Genomic DNA, 19,127 nt, shown 5'->3' with positions numbered 1-19,127 from the left:
ATTACCTTGTCTACTTTATTTTGCCACTCTCCTGAACGGATACATAAACCTTTGCTGAAGCTTTCTTTATATCTTCACTTGAAAGTGGAATTAGACCAAGCCTAGATAGATACCCATCTTCAATGCCGATCGAATCTATAATTTCTTTTATGAATTCTCTTAATCCATCAACAGTATCCAAGTGTTCTTTCTTTATATAAAGGTATAGAGGTCTTGCTAATATATATTTTCCCGATGATATATTTTCGTAAGTTGGCTCAATTCCTGCAATTGTGCTCCCTTGTATTTTATCTTGATTCCTCATTAAAAAGCTAAAACTAAATATCCCTAAAGCGTTCTTGTTACTTTTCAATTTTTGTATTATTATGTTTTCATTAATTCCAACTTCTATATACCTTCCGTCATCCCTTATATTACCACATGCTTTCTTTCTTTCTTCCTGATCTTTATAATTCTCTTTGAAAATTCTTGAGTTCATACATGAATATTGATCGAACATAATAGAATTAACCAAAGTTTCGTATGTGCCTGTATTTTGATGTGGACCATAAATTTCAATTTCTGTTTTTGGTAAGGCTTGATTTACATCAGACCAAAACTTCTTATTATTTTTTACTAATTTATCATTTTCTTGAGAATATGCAGATAAAGTTTCAAATAAGTCCTTCTTTGTGAAATCAAATCTATGGCTTTGATTTGAATTTGCAATGACAATTCCATCATAGCCAATGATGATCTCTATCACTTCATTAATTTCATTCCTTTTACATAGTTCTCTTTCTACTTCCTTTATAGGGCGAGATGAAGTGGTGATGTCTGGCGTGTCTTCCCCTATTCCTGAGCAAAACATTTTGAACCCTGATCCACTTCCTATCGATTCCACAACTGGAGTCTTAAAAGAGAATACACGATTGAACTCCTCGGCTACAAATGAGATAAAAGGAAAAACAGTTGAAGATCCAACAATTCTGATGTATTTCCTGGCATCAGCATTTGACAGCGGCGTGAATAATACGAATACAAAAATCAGGAGAAAGTTTCTAAGCATTATTTTTAGTTAAGAACATAAATCTAATTATTGTAATAAAAAATCAAACTGAAAAGCTTTAATTGCATGACAAAAGCTACAGTTTACATTTAAATTTTATTTTATATTATTGTAAGTATTATACAACTTTAAGGGGCAATTATGGCAGTTATGCCAGATAAATGGATAAGAGAAAAAGCTGAAAACTTTGGAATGATAGAGCCTTTTGTGGATCACAAAAGCAGCAAAGGTGTTATATCTTTCGGACTATCATCTTACGGTTACGATGCAAGAGTGGATAATAAATTTAAAATTTTTACTAATGTTAATTCAGCCATCGTGGACCCTAAAAATTTCTCTGAGAATAGTTTCATAGATAAGGAAACAGACGTATGCATAATTCCACCAAATAGCTTTGTGCTTGCAAGTACAGTGGAATATTTTCGTATACCAAGGAATGTACTGGTCATTTGTGTTGGTAAATCAACTTACGCAAGATGTGGAATTATAGTAAACGTTACTCCCTTAGAACCTGGATGGGAAGGTCATGTCACACTCGAATTCTCAAACACCACTCCACTTCCTGCAAAAATTTACGCTAATGAAGGCGCGTGCCAATTCGTATTTCTAAGTGGCGCAAGTGAATGCGAGAAATCATATGATGATATGAAAGGAAAATATATGAATCAGCATGGTATCACTTTGCCGTTAGTTAAGTGATTACTTTAGGTAAAGCGAGATATTGTGCTATTGTACTGAAGATTACTAAGATGAGTTTTAACTAATTTGTCGCATTCTTTATCACCTAAAACTGCACGTGCAGAGTGGTTTTTAAATGACTCTACATAGCTTGAAAAGAAATTTGTAGAAGGATTACTTAAAGCTTCTGCAACTGTATCCGTTCAGCAGAGTGGTTTAAGAAACAATAGATAGGAGATTTTGGAAAGGGTTTAGCCCCTTTTGTTTCCATGTTAAGTATAACGAAATTATCCGCTCAAGTTCCTCGCTCCGATTGTGTAAAATATGAGTTTTTACGGTAAACGACATAATGCCGTATTTGCCGTTCAACATGGTTATTTGTCAGCGGAATATTTTCTGGGTCATCTAAAAAATTCCACATCATTCTTTCAGATTTCAAAATATTCTTCGCAACTCGAGAAGCTCCAATTGCTTCAGGTAGGTGGAATATCTCCTTCAAGTAATACCTTGTACGTTTTCGCAACTTTCTGGCACGTCTGACAAACCTCAAAACATCTATCTCACTTTTTAGTAAAGCTTTTTTTAGTGCAAATAATTCAGTAGCGACATCTCTTACATAACAGCCAAGAATCTTAACTTCAATGTTCCAGCTATGAGCCAGCCTTTCAAAATCTCTTATCAAATGAGCCCAGCAGATTTGCCTTTTCTTATCATTAAAGTAGTTGTAGGCTGAATATCTATCAGTTACTATCAAACTATTGCGATTGCAAAATGTGCTGTCTTGCAAAACCTTCATTCCTCTTGATTCTGTCAATTTTACAAAACTTGCCGTATTGCTTGCAAACATCCAACACCATCCAAGTTTTCCTTTGTTATAGTGACTGGTTTCATCGATATGCAAAACCTCACTTCTGCTTATTTCTTGTTCGATTTGCTCATATGTTTTTTCGCATTTTGATGCAACTCTGTGTTCACTATTTGATATGCTGCCAACACTTATGTTCAAATTAAAAATGTCATTTATGATACTAGCCACTTCACGCTTTGAGTTTTTGTAAAATCCGCTGAGTGCCGCAATTATCGATTTAACTTTTGGACCAAATGTATCTGATGTAACACCTTCTGGTAATTTGCTGCTTCTTCTTTTTCCGCACTTCCGACAACGGCCATGCTCTAGCTGATACTCTACTACATACGGCTTAATTTCCTGCAGATCAACTTTCTGATGAATATATGGTTTTTCACATACTGCAATCTTCCCTCCGCATTCGCAAATAGATGACAACTCTACTTTTATCACCTCATCTGCGTTCATTTTAGCTCGATAATTGCCATTGTGCCCACCTGACCGCCAACATTCCTTTCGCTTTTTTTGGCTTGTCCTTTTTTATTTTGTATAGCTCTTTTGAGCTGGGCAGGGATGAGTTTTTTGAATTTACTTTCCTTTAATTCAGCATTCTCTATTTTTAAAGCTTTATTTTCTGCTTTCAAGTTTTCTATCTCTGCTTCCAGTTTTTCTATTTTTGCTTCTAACTTCTCTATTTTTTGCTGTAAATTTTTGCAAAGTTCTAAAAGGTTTACCATATTATCTCACTTTTGCTCTATGATTATCTTTTTAGATCACCTTGTCTACCTTATTCTACCACTCCGCTGAACGGATACCCCGTGATAGCTCTATTCCTATAGTGAGTAGAGTTATCTTCCCTCTTGTTTCTTTTATAACATATTTTTAACTTACAACTGCCGCGGTATCTCTAGATCCCGCTAACAAGTAGCGGGATGACGAGGTTATCGTCATACCACCGCGAACCGTCATACCGCCGCAGACCGTCATACCGCGATTCATTCGCGGTATCTCTTAGCATAGATCCCGCTAACAAGTAGCGGGATGATGAGGTTATCGTCATGCCACCGCGAACCGTCATACCGCTGCGGTATCTCTAGATCCCGCTAACAAGTAGCGGGATGACGAGGTTATCGTCATACCACCGCGAACCGTCATACCGCCGCGGTACCTCTAGATCCCGCTAACACGTAGCGGGATACTTAACCATCATCTACACCGTCATACCGCGATTCATTCGCGGTATCTCTTAGCCATAAATATTAAGAAATTTACCAAGTGAAAAAAAAGGCAAAAGAAACCCTAGTCACTGTCTATTTTCTGTATTGGCGTTTTTTAAGTCTTAAACACTGCAATTTAGCTGCTTTTAATTGCAACTAACCTACGCTGCAAATGTTTAAGAAATTTACTAAGCAGAAAAAAAGGCAAAAGAAACCCCGCGTTAGCTAGTTGTCACTCTCTAATCCTGCAAATTGGCGTACTATACTGTCTTAAACGACTTATAAGCGCGTTTCAGCTTATATAGGTAAAAACCCGAAAATTTTATAAAGACATAGAGTGCACATAGTGCAAAAAATTAAAAATAAGACGCCAACTACGTTGTTTTCTTGCTGTTTAATCTGCACAGATGAAGATAACTGAATACCTTCACTGTCATGATAAGGGGGCTGGCGGAGTTTGTCAAGTAAGTTTTTTCGTTTCTATTCCCAATGTTATATGGTTACGCAAGAAGTCTATTCGTGTAGTTGTCTAGTTATAAATCACTCACAATTGATATGCTCGAATTATTCTCAGTAAATAAATCAAGCATAATGTTAGGTATTCTACCATCAACTATGTGAACAACTCCAGCACATTCCTCTACCATTTTAGTATATGCCATAAGCCTTCCAATAAATTTTTCTCCTTGAATTTTGCCACAATTAATCGATGCATTTAAATTTTTAACAGATATCTTCCTGCTACCAATTTTATCTATTTCTTCATCTGTGTCACTCAAGATTATCATTTTAGATGCAGAAACTGCAATTGCGATTGTGCTTGCAGTACTATCGGCATCAATATGATATGTTTCCCCATTTTTTCCATGACCGATAGGTGCAATAACTGGTATAAAATCTGATTCTTCAATAAAAAATAATATATCAGGATTGATTTCAGTGGGCCTACCGATGAATCCCATATCTAGTATTTTTTCGATGTTATTTGATCTGTCTTCCTTAAGCGTAGTGCTTATCTTTTCAGCTTTTATTAAGTTGCCGTCTTTTCCACATAATCCAATAGCTGAACCACCAGCAGAATTTATATGCTGAACAATTTTTTTATTAACTGAACCACACAGTGCCATTTCAATGATTTTCATAGTGTCTTTGTCTGTAAGTCTGATACCATTCACAAACTTACTGTCCATACCCAGCATTTTTAACACCGAGTTAATTTCATATTCTCCGTCATGAATTATCACCGGATTTATACCAAGCTGCTTTAATAAGACAACATTATGCACAAAAGTATAGAATAGTGTTTCATCTGAGATTGTTACGCCGCCACATTTAATGACAAAAGTTTCACCCACAAAGCTAGGTATGCTAGACAGCACTTCAAGTAATATTTCTGCTTTTTGTTCAAATGATACCTCACCCTTTAAAAATTCACTGCTTTTCATTTTTTTATCTTGTAAACTTGAAAAACTCATCTCTTACCTTGGTTATTTTATGCTTAATATGGATGCTTATTTGATGAATTGACACATTCTCATTATTAATCCATTTTTGAGTATCTTCTAGAATGGCATCTAGGCTTTTTTGACTCACTTTATCTATTTTTGTTAGCACAACGTTAAAGTTAATATTATTATATATTAACCAATAAATGAAGTCTTTGTCTATTTCTTTTAATCCTACCTTGCTATCTATCAACACAAACACTCTTCTTAGATTTTTTCTTTGAATTAGATAATACTCAATTAAGTTTAAATATTGTATAATTTCCTCCTTACCTGCATGAGAGTAGCCATACCCTGGTAGGTCAATAAGCCTGAACTTATCATTGTACATAGAGTAAAAATTTATTTGTCTAGTGCATCCAGGTTTAGAGGAAACTCTGGCAGCTTTTTTGCTGTTTATCAGTAAGTTGATCAGACTGGATTTTCCTACATTTGATCTACCAGCAAATGCAATCTCTGGAGCCGACTCATCTGGTAATGATTTTATGTCCGAAGCTCCAAATATGAAATTGCAGCTTGATGTTATCTGTCTTGCCATTATATTCAAGTAGAAGGTAGTAGATATATTATAGTGTTATTGCTTGATATAAGAAATTTTTTATTTCAGTATATATTACTCAGTTAAAATACTAGATCTGTGCTATATGAATATAGAGAATAATTTACAAGACTTAAAGAAAAAATTTAATGATATAGAGAGGAACTTGGAAAATCCTACCAATTTAAGTCAAAAAGAATTCATTACCCTTTCAAAGGAATACTCTGAGCTCAGGCCAATAATCAAGATAATTGATGAATATAACACGCTGAAAGAGGAAATTTCAGGCTTAGAAGAAATAATGAAAGATGAAAATAGCGAACATGATATAAAAGAGTTAGCAAAAGAAGAATTTTTCGAAAAGCACAAGGTATTATTGCCAAAAGTAAAAGCAAAACTAAAGTTAGCATTATTGCCTAAAGATGAAGATGACTCAAGAAATGCAATATTGGAAATCAGAGCAGGTACAGGAGGAGAAGAAGCAGCATTATTTGCAGCAATGTTATTTCGTATGTATCAAAAATATGCAGAAAGAAGAAATTGGAAGTTCGAGCCAATAAGCATTTCTAATACAGGTATAGGTGGCTATAAGGAAGCTTCTGCACTCATTAATGGAACAGAAGTTTTTGCAAGGTTGAAATTTGAATCAGGAGCGCACAGAGTACAGAGAGTGCCAGAAACTGAATCCTCAGGAAGGTTACATACCTCTGCCGCTACTGTTGCGATATTACCTGAAGTAGAAGAAGTTGACTTTAAAATAGAAGAAAAAGACTTACGAATAGATGTTTATAGATCCAGTGGTCCTGGAGGGCAATCAGTGAATACAACTGACAGCGCAGTAAGGGTCACCCACTCGCCAACAGGGATAGTTGTAATACAGCAAGATGAAAAATCGCAGCACAAAAATAAAGCTAAAGCGCTCAAAGTATTGAGGGCAAGGCTATACGAAATTGAAAGACAAAAAAAAGAAATGGAAAGGTCAACAATGAGAAAAAGTCAGATTGGCTCTGGGGATCGCTCCGAGCGCATAAGAACATATAACTTTCCACAATCAAGAATAACAGATCATAGAATTAATCTAACTTCACATCGGCTAGAGCAGATCATAAAAGAAGGTGAACTAGATGAATTTATTGAGGCATTAATTTCACGTAATGAAGCAGAAAGGCTGGCCGGGGAAAGTTAATCGCCTACAATGGAATATCTGTAAAAAGGTTGTTAATTACAGATTTGTCCCAGATCTTAAGGGTGTAGTTAGTAATAAATAGGCAGTAAAAATAAGTTCTAGCACTATTGCAGATAGCACAAGAACAGCTACACTGATTGTTTGACCATTATAAACGTAGCTTGTTAAGCCGATAAAAATAGCCATGATAAAAGCTCTAATGAACGAGACTGCAGAAGAAGCTGTGCCTTTAATTTCAGGGAAAACATTTATTGATGCATTAAAAATCACTGGCTGGCAAATTGCACAACCGATAGAAAAAATAATCATAGACAGTGTTACTAAGTAGAAAGAGTGGGGTACAATTATACTGAATATTACAAGCAATAGAGACCCAATAGCACCCACGCTCGTACCAGAAATTACACACTTTATTGCTCCAAGTTTCTGCAAGATTTTGCCAGCAAATAGACTGATGAGTGAGAAGCACCCAACTATTGCACCTTGATGTAGTGCATAAATAGTGCTAGATAAACCAAAAGTCTTCATATACAGAAAAGGTCCACAAGTGATGAATGACATATACGCAGCAGAAAAGAGGCTTGACATCAAAGACAACGTAACAAACCTCGGACTAGATAGTAGTTTTCTGTAATCTTTCGTCATTTTTTTCAAACTGAAAATATCGCGGTCCTTTTTTGTTTCTGGTAACGCTAAAAGCAGCAAAATCCAAGAGATCAAACAAATTACTGCAACACTTGCATAATTGCCACGCCATCCTACAATTTCATTGATGAAACTGCCTAACACTGGCGCAATTGCCATGACAACTGTAAGAACAGAATTCATGATTCCAATAAATTTCACCGCTTCGTCACCTTTATAGCTGTCTGCAACGATTGCAAACACAACTACAGATGTGCTGACACCAATGCCCTGAACAAAGCGAGAGATTAAAAGCCAAAAAATCGACGGTGCAAAAACACAACCAACAGCGCCGATTAATAACAAAGTGTTACCTATGATCATAATCCTTCTTCTGCCATAGCATTCAGACAATGGACCAAAAAACAACCCTCCTATGCAAAAGCCTAGGAAATTATAAGCAATAGTTAATTGAATTGTGCCTTCTGATACGTTAAAATAGTGCACCATATCAGGAAAACTAGGTACGGAAATGTCAATTTCAATGAACTTAGCAATTAGAGACAGGATTAACAGAAAGGGTAATAGCATTAAAATTTTGAAAGAATATATGGATAAAAATATCACGTTTGAAACATTAAGCGAGAAACATTTTTCACTGTTATTAAAATGGCTAGAAACACCCCATGTAAAGAAGTGGTGGGATCAGGATATTCATTGGACACTAGGGTTAATTAAAGAAAAATATGACAACTATGTTAAAGCCCTTACTCTCTGTCCTAACTTTACTTATTTCCTCTTACTTTTTCAACAGTCCGTCTAAATTACTACAAGCAGTTTAATTTTTAGTAAATATGTCATTATTTAAAAATATGCAAGAAGCTTTATAGAAACTTAACATAATTTTATCATAAAAATGTCATTCTTAAGTCCTATGTAAAAACAAATTTTGACACTAAGTGAATCTTTTTTAATTAACTATGAGCTGGATAAATTGGAAAATAAATTTTGTTTACTTTTATAATACCTTAAGATCTAATATCACTTTATCAGTCAAAAGTATCACAATAGGCTAGTATGTTCCTTACTCTTTTCCTAAAAATATTACCTATTTATATTACAATATTTATTGGTTATTTAGCAGGAAAATGTCTTAAAATTGACAGAAACACTATATCTCAAATACTCTTTTATATAGCTAATCCAATAGTGATTTTATATGGAGTCTCTCATACAGAAGTTAATTTAAAAGTAATTTCTCTGCCGATTTTGATATGGTTTATAGGTAGCACTATGTCCTTATCAGTGTATTATCTTTCTTCTTTTTTATTTAAGGATAACACAAGAAACATATTAGCGTTTAGCTCGGGCAGCACAAGTATGGGTTATTTTGGCCTGCCGATTGCCATGGCTTTATTTGATGAAGATTCAGTATCTGTATATGTTGTTTGTTATATAGGAATGGCGTTGTTTGAAAATAGCTTAGGATTTTACATAGCCGCAAATGGTATTTATACCGCAAAAGAATGCATATTAAAGTTGTTCAAACTTCCTTCGCTTTATGCGATGGTTCTGGGCTTCTTTTTAAGTATATACGATATACAAATACCTACTTTTTTAACAGATGTTATGATGAATATTAGAAGTACATTTGTTACACTAGGAATGGTGCTACTTGGAGTGAGCATTGCGAATATTACAAGCTTTAAAGTAGATTGGAAGCTTGCTTTGATCACTATTACAGCAAAGTACGTATTCTGGCCACTGTTTGTTTTAGGAATTGTCCTTTTAGACAAGCATGTTATAGGTATATACGATGAGAGCATATATAAAGCACTGATGTTGCTGGCTATTATTCCAGTTTCTGGGTCCAGTATAATACTTGCTAATATTTTGAATTATCAACCAGATAAAGCTACTCTGTTGCTTCTAATCAGTACTGCAGTGGGACTATTTTATGTTCCACTAATAATATCATTATTTTTTACCAAACTTGTTCTTTTTTGATCAAAGATTCAAGCGCTTGCATAACCATTATTTGGGTAACAACACAAGACATTGATAAAACTTGAATTTATAGCTAAAGCAACTTAGATTGTAACCAGACTGCATTCTGTGATTTTTAGCAAAACACGATCTTTCATTTGAGCTCTCTTCAATTTAAAATAAATACAGAAAATTGCTGCCTATAGCTAACCCAAGAAAGGTTTTCCTACGTCATCCCGCTACTTGTTAGCGGGATCTATGCTAAGATACCGCGAATGAATCGCGGCATGACGGTTAAGTAGGGTGTCATCCCAGTGCCCAGACACTGGGATCCAGGAAAATTGATTGTAAACGAGCAAACATTTTCGATAAAATTACCAAAAAGCTGGATCCCAGTGTCTGTACGACTAGTACAACATTGCATAATTCTATTATGGCTATTTTGATCAAAATTTGCAAGACTTTTTATTCGAAATACTATATACAAGTGGTTATGGTTGATTTCAATTTGATGAATTAACATTCTAATAATATTTTGCTTAGTCTGCCAATCTACTTGATCAAGCTTTGATTCAACACTTGAGGAAAAGTTTTTCAAGCTATCTGTAACAAGGCTCAATTCTTGTTGTAATTTCTCTTGATCAAGTACTTTTTCTTTTTCCTCCTCAATTTCTTTCAAATGCTGTTTCATTGTTGTAATTCTTGGCTCAAATTCTTCTTGGCTTATAAACCCTTTGGCATAGCTATCAATAAATTTTTTGATACTTAATCTTAGCTTACTTTCTTGCTTTTCACGTGTTTGATTATGTAAAGGTTTTTTGCTCTCTGACAATCTACGTTGATATTCATTTGCAATCCTATTTGGCTCTTTTAATATACTCTTAACTTCTTCCCATATAACTGTATCGAGTACATCAGTACGTATTGATTTGTTGTCACATACTCTGTTGCCATTAAACCTGGAGCCAGAACAACGGTAGTAGTAATATATTAACTTATTTCTATTGTTAGTACACATTGCACCGTGATAGGCATATTGACAACGCTGACATACCATTAAACTCCGCAACAAAAACGTTTCTTTTCTTTCCCTGGCTCTTGCCCTTTGTCTATTTTCAGTTAGCTGTACTTGCACTGAATCAAATAAATTATCATTGATTATTCTTGGCACTGGAACATAAACCCAGTTCTCTTTATCATTACTAAAATGACCATTTTTTAGTTTACCATAAGTCCCTTTTTTGGATTTCCTTACTTGTGGTTTCGAGCATGCTTTAGTTTTACCATAAGCTGCTCGTCCTATATAAGCAGGATTTCTTAACATTTTCCAGATAGTACTTCTTTTCCAACGTTCTTTTCCTGTTTGTGTTATTACCGGTATCTCACTAAGTCTACGTACAACTTCATTGATGCTTACTCTTTCTTGACCAACCCAATTAAATATTTTGTGCACTACATCTGCTTCTTCTTGATTAATTTCAAACTGAGCACTTCCTTCACCTACATGTTTTGCTATGTAGCGATAACCATAAGGTGCATTACTCATTACGCTTATACGGCCAGTTTTAGCTGCATGGAGTTTTCCTCTGCGATTACGTTCCATAATCTTTGCACGTTCATACTCTGCTACTAATCCTTGAATTCCTAAAAACATATTAGATTCTGGGTTATCCTCAAATTTATGATTTAAGAAAATAACCTCTGACCCTGCTTTTCTAAACTCTTCGAGTAAGAGCGCTTGGTATGCAGATTTACGTGATAGCCGATCAGGTGAATGAATATATATCTTATCAATCCTACCTTCTGCTACTCTATCACGTAAATTTTCTAAGCCAGGACGTTCTAAGTTTGATCCACTGTAGCCATTATCAACAAACCTGTGCTCATCTAATAACTCATGTCCATCACTACCAATGCGACGCTCCAACTCTACAATCTGACTCTCTATTGTATTCTCCTGTGCCTGTTGTCTTGATGAAACTCTTGCATACAAGCTTACCGTTACCATTTTCTTCTACCTCCTTTATTTTATATTTCAATAATTGTTCATAAGCATTTGCCAAATATGTACCCGCCAATCTGTGAGGTTCATAACGGCAATAAATAGTTAAATCCCCTTTTTGCATGTTTTTCTTCCTGTGAATTTTTTTATAGGTTAGGAGACTTCTATTAAACTAAACCAATGCACACCTTATTTAAGAAAGCTATCTAGTTTACACAAATTCTCCCTAATTAAATATACAAGATTTGAAAAAATTATGTCCAAAAAATCTTTGCTTGAATTGTCATATTATGTATAATATAGCTTATTTTATGTAATATGAATGTTCATCCAAGCCATGAATTTTGGGAAAGCGATTTAGAAGTTCCTGTTAACCTTTTATTAGATCGTTTTCAGGATTCTAATATACGTCAATCTTGGTTAGATTCCCTTTCTGGTAAACAACTGAGCATCATTTTTCAGCATTGCTTTAAAAATCATTTAAATGGACACCTTTTTCAGGACGGAGATTATGACGATAGATCCACTCAACAAAAACGTAAGATACTTACCGGTTACTCTGACTCTCTTTTTAACTATTATCTCATTAGCCACTTTGATCGTACAAAACTTGAAGCTACAGTTAGTGAAGTAGCAAGATTTGCCCTCACTCAAGAGCTAATGAGATCGTACCTGATAAAAAATAATACTAAGTATGATAAAAGATCCTTATTGTTTTTACTGTTTCACATAAATTGTGAACTTCTAAAATCTGTCTATCACTTTGATAAAGTACAAAAGAAAGGTTTCGTATCATTTGCTCTACAGAAATCACCAAGACAAATAAATACTTCATTTAAGGAATTTATGTCACAAGAAGCCGTAGAGCAGATACTTAAGGATGATGACCAGTTGCAGGGTTTTTTCCATCATCAAGATCGGATATATATGTTTGTACGTCGAGGAAGTGACATGGATTTACTGCTTAATTCAAACAAAGTTGTTCATGGTCATAAACCTGAGTGGATGATTTTAGATTTTTTGCTTGATGGTACAAAGGTTAATCTCTGTGCTAAAAATACTAATAAAGCTGTGGAAATAGCAAATAGCATTGTAAGTTGCTATTTCGACTGCGAATGTACTTTTGTAAATATACAAGGAATGAGAATATTAAGAGACCCTTATACGAATAAACCTTATGTGAGGTTCTTTGTCACTAAGCGTGTCGGCGGAGAGGTTGTAAACACCAGTGCTATTAAACTGTTGAAAGTTGCGAGCAAGTACTAAAAACTTCCGCAGCACCAGCTTCAAAACCTTTTTACTTCTTTTTATACCATATATTTTCTCTCCACAGGAAAAGAATTGACAGGTTAGACTTTATATGTAATAATCGAGTTAATTTATTATTAATTATAGGAGTAAAATATGTGGGAAAAAATAAAAAAGTTTTTTAAGTGGATTGCTGATCACACAGGAATTTCATGAATTGCAAGAAAAATTTCATCAGGTTGGAAGTGGTTGTTTGGTGATAATGCAAATGCTGATCACAAGGATACATCACAGCGAGGGAAGTCTTCAGAACCAGAAACTCCAGATGATAAACCTATTAAAACACATACTCCTAATCAACCAACAACAATACCAGATGAACCTAAAAAACCTGTGGTTAATCCACCTAAAACAAATATCAAACCAACAGGAGATTATCCAATATCTAACCTCCAAAATGCTAATTCAAAAACAAGAGCATCGTATGAAGGTGAGCTTGAAATTATTAATAATGAATTATGGCTACACTTCAAGAAACCTTAAAGTGCGTCCAGAAAAGGCGTGTATGTTCAGTGGGAGCTAAACCCATAAGTGTTGAAAGTAATACAAAAAGGATATAAAGAGCTATTATTGCAGAAAAATGGAGGCAATAATGGATCAAATAGAAGGCATATTAAGCTTAATTAAAGACAAGGATTTGGAAAGGCTAGGAAAATTAAGTGAGATAGATAAATGCAATACTAAGTTAGTGGGCAAAATCATATTTAAAGGCTTAATGAAGTTAATATTAATGGGTCAGAAAACAAGCTTAAGAGCATTAGCAATGGTAATAAACAGGTGTGTGATAGATAAAAATGATGACAAAAGTACAGTCACATAAAGTGGCTTGTCGAAAAGGTTAAAAGTTCTGATTATTTTAAGGGAGTATATATTGATCTGATAAACAAAGTTGAAAAATTGTTGCCCAAAAAAACGTCACATGATTTACATAGATTTGATTCAACAATCATAAATTTATCAGGGTATCTTATAAAAGATGGACTAAAGTTAGGTAACCAAAGTAATAAGTCAAAGTAAGTCTGGGATTAAAAGGACAATTGCCAACAAGTATAAGGTTTTGTAAAGGGCAAGAAGAAGGTAGTGAAGACATAGCACTGGTAAGGGCAATCAACGAAGCAAAAGTTGAAAAAGAGGATATTTTGCTATTTGATAGGGGAATCAGAAAGGTTGGAACTTTTGCTGAGTTTGATGAGAAGGAATACAAATTTATAACAAGAGTTGAAACAAGCAGAAAGCATGATGTTGTAAGTAGGAGTAAAGTTATTCAAGGACAACAGCAAGATGGATCAGAAATTTTAGAAGATATAATAGTTAATCTTTATCGCGCACAGGGCAAAATTGCAGAAAAGCATAACTTACGTTTGATAAAAATCAAAAACAAGGCAGGAAATGAAATAAGGTTTTTAACTAACTTGTTTACAATGCCTGCTTATGATGTTGCACAGGCGTATAGGCGAAGGTGGGACATAGAAGTATTCTTCAAATTTATAAAGCAAAACCTTGGATATAAACACTTTTTGAGCCATAGCATGAACGGAATGAAAGTATATATTTATATGATTATTATTACAGCCCTGCTGTTTCTCGTTTATAAAATTAAAAACAATTTACATGGATTTAAAATGGCATTATTGCAATTTACACTAGATCTTAATGATTCTTTTATACGCTCAATTGTTTTACTATCAGGAGGTAATTTACATGTTGTCGATCATCTTATATCACGCCATTTTTGATACTTTCAACACTTATGGAGACTGGTGGGGAAGTTCCGCCGGTCTACTCTCCTTTGAATGATCTAGAAAATATTCCAATGACAAACAACCATGCTGAGCAACAGATACGACACTATGTCGTTTATCGCAAAAATTCATATTTTACACAATCGAAGCGAGGAAATGCATTCCTTGAACGGATAATCTCTCTGTATTTGACTTGGAAACAAAAGAAGTTAAACCCTTTCCAAAATCTTCTGTCTATTGTCTCCTAAGCCACTCCCCTGAACGGATACCTAGAAACATAACATTTTCAATTGTCCATGATTCCCTAACTCTTTGCAACATACACCACGCCGTCTTTTGAGTTATGTGTTAAAAACTACTTGTCTAATTATGCATATAAATTCCAAAATTTTCTAGGTTCTGTGGGCAAAAATGTAATAGGAGAGAAGATGAACATATTTATAAAACGTCCATAATTGAATATTTTTTTGTCAAATCAGGAATTTTAGCGTATTTTGCCTTGTTTTGGCGAAAGACCTTCATGAAACTTTGCCCATTTGGCTTCTCTAAAGATTTCGTTTACAGAATCTAGTAACTCAGCTATGCAGAATGAAAAAAGTTTGTATGGTATACAAATATAATGTATTTTTTTATAATTATTTTCTATAATGCGTAAACCTTTGGTTCAAGCTGTAAATGCTACCATAGGCATTAAAAGTTAATTAACAAACTGCAATGTATAATAAAATAAAGAAACTTGTAAGATTTTGATCTTACAGATTATAAACTTGTCATAAAGTTTAATAGTGTCTGTTACTGCTTTTAGGTGTGAGGCTAGAGGGTTATTAGCAGTAACAGACACTATTAAACTTATTATAGAATTTACTTAAAGTAAATACTTAATTTAAAATATTATAATATTTTTACTTACAATAGATTTATGTAAATGCTTTTTTACTCAAATTAGTATTGTACTATTATACTTGTTGAATGCTAAAAAATTATTAACCATCACTAATCTCTATTTGCATAGTAAGTTTATATATACTATTATACAGTATATCATTTAGTTTTATAGCAAACAAACAAAAGATATGGTGAAGTTATTTGCACTATTGATAATATTTTACTCAAATATATCTGTTGCCTCTGCTCCTACTTCCTGGCAATTTGGATTTCCTGCTCCTGCAACTGAAGTAATGGAGGCTGTAGTTAGGTCACATTCGTTTGTAATGGTTGTGATGGTTGCAATAATGCTTTTTGTGTGGGCGCTGCTTGCTTATGTAGTATTTCGCTTTCGTAAAAGCAAAGTGGCAAACGTAAGCCAAACTAACCACAATGTCCTTTTAGAAATTGTTTGGTTTGTTATACCAACGATTATTGTTGGAATATTAGCCTTTGAAAACGCTAAATTACTGAAGCTACAGGAAGAAATACCGAAAGCTGATATAACACTGAAAATTATTGGCCATCAATGGTATTGGAGCTACCAATATCCAGAATATCAAGGTGTGTCATTTGATAGTTATATTAAGGGAAAAGAAGACTTTATCGAAGGAGATTTAAAGCTATTCTCTGTTGATAACAACATCGTTTTACCCGTTAATGCTAACGTTCGTTTACAAGTTACAGCAGGAGATGTGATACACAGCTGGGGAGTACCAGCTTTCGGTGTAAAAATTGATGCGATACCAGGTAGGCTGAATGAGGCGTGGTTTAATATCAAAAAGCCTGGTGTTTATTACGGGCAGTGCTACGAATTGTGTGGTCAAGGCCATGGATTTATGCCAATTGTTGTTGAAGCAGTAAGCAAAGAAGATTTTAATAAGTGGATTGAAAATAGAAAATTAGTGAGTTAAATTTGGAGTATAGATATGAGTGACGTACCAAAGGGCATAAAGCGTTGGTTATTTTCCACTAATCATAAAGACATAGGGACATTGTACATTATTTTTTCCATATTAGCTGGAATTATTGGTGGATTATTATCGGTGATTATTCGCACTCAGCTAATGCACATTAATATACTTAACAATAATTATCAATTATATAACGTAATGGTTACAGGGCATGCGTTGATAATGGTGTTTTTTATGATAATGCCAGCCCTCATGGGAGGATTTGGTAACTGGTTTGTACCTCTCATGATTGGCGCACCAGATATGGCATTTCCTCGTATGAATAATTTAAGTTTTTGGTTATTAGTGTCATCTTTTATTTTGCTCATTCTCTCAGTGTTTATTGGTGAAGGTCCAGGTACAGGTTGGACTTTATATCCACCTTTATCACAGGTAATGTCCCATCCAAGTGCAGGAGTCGACATTGCTATACTTGCACTTCATGTTGCTGGTATGTCGTCAATTGTTGGGGCGATCAACTTTATAGTTACTATATTTAACATGCGCGCAAAAGGAATGTCATTAACTAAGATGCCACTGTTTGTTTGGTCTGTCTTGTTAACAGCATTTATGTTGATTGTTGCCTTACCAGTGCTTGCCGGTGCTATAACTATGCTTCTTACTGATCGCAATGTTGGTACTTCCTTTTTTGATCCTGCCGGTGGTGGCGATCCTGTGTTATTTCAACATCTATTTTGGTTTTTTGGTCATCCAGAAGTTTACGTAATTATTTTTCCTGCATTTGGCATCATAAGTCAGGTTGTATCAACTTTTTCTCACAGACCTGTATTTGGTTACATAGGGATGGTTTATGCAATGATAGGTATAGCAGTATTTGGCTTTATGGTTTGGGCTCATCATATGTTCACTGTTGGGCTTAGTGCTGACGCTGCTGCATTTTTTAGCACTACCACAATTTTTATCGGTGTTATAACTGGTGTAAAAGTCTTTAGCTGGATTGCAACTATGTGGGGCGGAGCAATTGAGTTTAAAACCCCTATGCTATTTGCACTAGGTTTTATTTTTATGTTTGTTGGCGGTGGCATAACGGGAATAATTCTTTCTCATGGTGGAATAGATAAGCTCCTGCACGACACCTATTATGTTGTTGCTCACTTCCATTATGTCATGTCACTTGCTGCATTATTTGGAACTTTTGCTGGCTTTTATTATTGGATTGGTAAAATGTCGGGTAAACAATATAATGAGCGCTTAGGTCAAATCCACTTTTGGCTTACTTTTATTAGCACCAATATCACTTTTTTACCTCAACATTTCTTGGGATTAGCTGGTATGCCAAGGCGTATACCCGATTATCCTGATGCGTTTATCCCTTGGAATTATATATCCTCAATTGGCTCATATATGTCCTTTGTTTCAGTTATGTTTTTTGTGTTTATAGTTATACATCTCTTTAAATGGGGCAAGAAAGTTGGAGATAATCCTTGGGAAGGTGACACCTTGGAATGGACGGTATCTTCACCACCGCCTTTTCATACTTTCGAAAAACCACCAGTGATAAAATAGAATGTACACAAGTGTTTTGCTAAATGTTGAATCAACAATACTGGATTTTTGGCGTTTGCTGAAGCCAAGGATAATGTATCTTGTGGTATTTACTGCAGTTGCTGGTATGGTTACTGCACCAGGTAGTATGCACCCTTTTCTAGCACTAATATCTCTTATATGTGTTGCTCTTGGCTCAGGATCTGCAGGTGCTATAAATATGTGGTATGACAGAGACATAGATCTGCTCATGGAAAGGACAAAAAACCGCCCTATACCCTCAGGTAGAATTTCTGCAGAAAGCGCGCTTGAATTTGGTATAATTCTTGGAATATTGTCAGTATTTATCATGGCAATAGCAGTAAACTATATTTCTGCTGCTTTGCTTGCAGTTAGCATATTATTTTACGTTTTCGTATATACAATTTGGCTAAAAAGGCGTACTCCGCAGAATATCGTTATCGGTGGTGCAGCAGGTGCTTTTCCTCCAATGATTGGCTGGGCAGCTGTGACTAATTCTGTAAGTTGGGAAAGTTTCATTTTATTTTTAGTAATTTTTATGTGGACTCCACCACACTTTTGGGCCCTATCTTTAAATAAGTCCGAAGACTATGCAAGAGCATCGATTCCAATGTTCAATATTGTTTATGGTCCGAAAAAAACAAGAAAATATATATTAATTTATAGTGTGTTGCTGGTATTAACCAGCTTGCTTCCAGCTCTATTTTTGAAAAAGGCTTTACTTTATCTAAGCATGGCAATTTTTGCAGGTTGCATCTTTATTTGGTACGCTATATCAATTCTCAGATTCAAGAACCACAACTCACAGAAACAAATGTTTTCTTATTCAATTTCTTATCTATTTTCCCTATTCGCCAGTATTATTTTTTGTTCTATTGATTTATTTTAGTTATGAAAGAACGGCAGAAGCATAAAAACTATTTTTTACTTTTCCTTTTGGTAATGCTCGTTGTCACACTTTTTTTTGTTTCTATAATAAAATTTAAAGGTGCAGCTTAAACTACCTTTAGAAATTGTGCTTTCATAAAAGCAACTATATACT

16 protein-coding genes and 2 pseudogenes are annotated in these 19,127 nt (G+C 34.7%); 12 read left to right on the top strand and 6 right to left on the bottom strand.

From position 1 onward, the window contains the following. Positions 1-10 precede the first annotated feature (10 nt). Positions 11-1,048 carry a substrate-binding domain-containing protein gene (locus ABWU58_RS03960; RefSeq protein WP_353282618.1) on the bottom strand — a complete coding sequence of 346 codons (1,038 nt, stop codon included), beginning with the start codon at positions 1,046-1,048 and terminating at the stop codon, positions 11-13. A 141-nt stretch (positions 1,049-1,189) separates the two neighbouring features. On the opposite strand from ABWU58_RS03960, the gene dcd reads away from it, so the two are divergent. After that, positions 1,190-1,747, top strand: a complete 558-nt coding sequence (gene dcd, locus ABWU58_RS03955) for a dCTP deaminase (protein ID WP_353282617.1) — start codon at positions 1,190-1,192, stop codon at positions 1,745-1,747. 195 nt (positions 1,748-1,942) lie between these two features. Here dcd and tnpC read toward each other — a convergent pair. The 3 genes and pseudogenes from tnpC to yihA form a co-directional block, all read right to left on the bottom strand. Continuing rightward, positions 1,943-3,310 (bottom strand): annotated as a pseudogene (gene tnpC, locus ABWU58_RS03950) (IS66 family transposase). Between the two features lie 1,013 nt (positions 3,311-4,323). Then, positions 4,324-5,235 carry an acetylglutamate kinase gene (argB, locus tag ABWU58_RS03945; protein ID WP_353283717.1) on the bottom strand — a complete coding sequence of 304 codons (912 nt, stop codon included), beginning with the start codon at positions 5,233-5,235 and terminating at the stop codon, positions 4,324-4,326. Between the two features lie 4 nt (positions 5,236-5,239). Next, entirely contained in the window at positions 5,240-5,836 is a 597-nt protein-coding gene (yihA, locus tag ABWU58_RS03940; RefSeq protein ID WP_410542052.1) for a ribosome biogenesis GTP-binding protein YihA/YsxC, read from the bottom strand. 103 nt (positions 5,837-5,939) lie between these two features. On the opposite strand from yihA, the gene prfA reads away from it, so the two are divergent. Beyond that, positions 5,940-7,019 (top strand): peptide chain release factor 1, encoded by a 1,080-nt coding sequence (gene prfA / locus ABWU58_RS03935; RefSeq protein WP_353282615.1) that lies wholly within the window; start codon positions 5,940-5,942, stop codon positions 7,017-7,019. 36 nt (positions 7,020-7,055) lie between these two features. Here prfA and ABWU58_RS03930 read toward each other — a convergent pair whose 3' ends face one another. After that, complete coding sequence (locus tag ABWU58_RS03930) at positions 7,056-8,234, bottom strand: multidrug effflux MFS transporter (protein WP_353282614.1); 1,179 nt, start codon at positions 8,232-8,234, stop codon at positions 7,056-7,058. On the opposite strand from ABWU58_RS03930, the gene ABWU58_RS03925 reads away from it, so the two are divergent. After that, positions 8,176-8,466, top strand: coding sequence for an acetyltransferase (locus ABWU58_RS03925; protein ID WP_353283750.1), 291 nt, complete (start codon positions 8,176-8,178; stop codon positions 8,464-8,466). The genes ABWU58_RS03930 and ABWU58_RS03925 overlap by 59 nt on opposite strands. A 254-nt stretch (positions 8,467-8,720) precedes the next feature. Then, positions 8,721-9,650: an AEC family transporter gene (locus ABWU58_RS03920; protein ID WP_353282613.1), complete on the top strand. Its 930-nt coding sequence runs from the start codon at positions 8,721-8,723 to the stop codon at positions 9,648-9,650. A gap of 235 nt (positions 9,651-9,885) precedes the next feature. Here the strand turns inward: ABWU58_RS03920 and ABWU58_RS08100 are convergent, their stop codons facing one another. Then, positions 9,886-11,637 carry a recombinase family protein gene (locus tag ABWU58_RS08100; RefSeq protein ID WP_410542032.1) on the bottom strand — a complete coding sequence of 584 codons (1,752 nt, stop codon included), beginning with the start codon at positions 11,635-11,637 and terminating at the stop codon, positions 9,886-9,888. Between the two features lie 312 nt (positions 11,638-11,949). Here ABWU58_RS08100 and ABWU58_RS03905 point away from each other — a divergent pair, with 312 nt between their 5' ends. The 8 genes and pseudogenes from ABWU58_RS03905 (at position 11,950) to ABWU58_RS03870 (ending at position 18,974) form a co-directional block, all read left to right on the top strand. After that, positions 11,950-12,897, top strand: coding sequence for a phage major capsid protein (locus ABWU58_RS03905; RefSeq protein ID WP_353282612.1), 948 nt, complete (start codon positions 11,950-11,952; stop codon positions 12,895-12,897). Between the two features lie 231 nt (positions 12,898-13,128). Further along, on the top strand, positions 13,129-13,422 hold the full coding sequence (locus ABWU58_RS03900) for a hypothetical protein (protein ID WP_353282611.1): 294 nt from the start codon (positions 13,129-13,131) through the stop codon (positions 13,420-13,422). Between the two features lie 109 nt (positions 13,423-13,531). Beyond that, on the top strand, positions 13,532-13,759 hold the full coding sequence (locus tag ABWU58_RS03895; RefSeq protein WP_353282610.1) for a hypothetical protein: 228 nt from the start codon (positions 13,532-13,534) through the stop codon (positions 13,757-13,759). A 217-nt stretch (positions 13,760-13,976) separates the two neighbouring features. After that, a complete protein-coding gene (locus ABWU58_RS03890) occupies positions 13,977-14,675 on the top strand; it encodes an IS4 family transposase (RefSeq protein ID WP_353282609.1) in 699 nt (232 codons plus the stop codon). 53 nt (positions 14,676-14,728) lie between these two features. After that, positions 14,729-14,929: pseudogene (locus tag ABWU58_RS03885) on the top strand (IS66 family transposase); the annotation flags it as partial. 825 nt (positions 14,930-15,754) lie between these two features. Beyond that, on the top strand, positions 15,755-16,519 hold the full coding sequence (coxB, locus tag ABWU58_RS03880; protein ID WP_353282608.1) for a cytochrome c oxidase subunit II: 765 nt from the start codon (positions 15,755-15,757) through the stop codon (positions 16,517-16,519). A gap of 15 nt (positions 16,520-16,534) precedes the next feature. After that, positions 16,535-18,085, top strand: a complete 1,551-nt coding sequence (gene ctaD, locus ABWU58_RS03875; RefSeq protein WP_353282607.1) for a cytochrome c oxidase subunit I — start codon at positions 16,535-16,537, stop codon at positions 18,083-18,085. Between the two features lies 1 nt (position 18,086). Beyond that, entirely contained in the window at positions 18,087-18,974 is an 888-nt protein-coding gene (locus ABWU58_RS03870) for a heme o synthase (protein ID WP_353282606.1), read from the top strand. Positions 18,975-19,127: the final 153 nt, after the last annotated feature.

This window comes from Wolbachia endosymbiont (group A) of Pogonocherus hispidulus (assembly GCF_964028195.1).
Lineage (GTDB): Bacteria > Pseudomonadota > Alphaproteobacteria > Rickettsiales > Anaplasmataceae > Wolbachia.
This window is presented reverse-complemented; position numbering and strand designations above follow the sequence as displayed.

Excerpts from the sequence above, each read along its gene's own strand:
- ABWU58_RS03960 (WP_353282618.1), bottom strand. The coding sequence starts at position 1,048 with ATGCTTAGAAACTTTCTCCTGATTTTTGTATTCGTATTATTCACGCCG.
- dcd (WP_353282617.1), top strand. The coding sequence starts at position 1,190 with ATGGCAGTTATGCCAGATAAATGGATAAGAGAAAAAGCTGAAAACTTT.
- argB (WP_353283717.1), bottom strand. The coding sequence starts at position 5,235 with ATGAAAAGCAGTGAATTTTTAAAGGGTGAGGTATCATTTGAACAAAAA.
- prfA (WP_353282615.1), top strand. The coding sequence starts at position 5,940 with ATGAATATAGAGAATAATTTACAAGACTTAAAGAAAAAATTTAATGAT.
- ABWU58_RS03925 (WP_353283750.1), top strand. The coding sequence starts at position 8,176 with ATGTCAATTTCAATGAACTTAGCAATTAGAGACAGGATTAACAGAAAG.
- ABWU58_RS03930 (WP_353282614.1), bottom strand. The coding sequence starts at position 8,234 with ATGCTATTACCCTTTCTGTTAATCCTGTCTCTAATTGCTAAGTTCATT.
- ABWU58_RS03920 (WP_353282613.1), top strand. The coding sequence starts at position 8,721 with ATGTTCCTTACTCTTTTCCTAAAAATATTACCTATTTATATTACAATA.
- ABWU58_RS08100 (WP_410542032.1), bottom strand. The coding sequence starts at position 11,637 with ATGGTAACGGTAAGCTTGTATGCAAGAGTTTCATCAAGACAACAGGCA.
- ABWU58_RS03905 (WP_353282612.1), top strand. The coding sequence starts at position 11,950 with ATGAATGTTCATCCAAGCCATGAATTTTGGGAAAGCGATTTAGAAGTT.
- ABWU58_RS03895 (WP_353282610.1), top strand. The coding sequence starts at position 13,532 with ATGGATCAAATAGAAGGCATATTAAGCTTAATTAAAGACAAGGATTTG.
- coxB (WP_353282608.1), top strand. The coding sequence starts at position 15,755 with ATGGTGAAGTTATTTGCACTATTGATAATATTTTACTCAAATATATCT.
- ctaD (WP_353282607.1), top strand. The coding sequence starts at position 16,535 with ATGAGTGACGTACCAAAGGGCATAAAGCGTTGGTTATTTTCCACTAAT.
- ABWU58_RS03870 (WP_353282606.1), top strand. The coding sequence starts at position 18,087 with ATGTACACAAGTGTTTTGCTAAATGTTGAATCAACAATACTGGATTTT.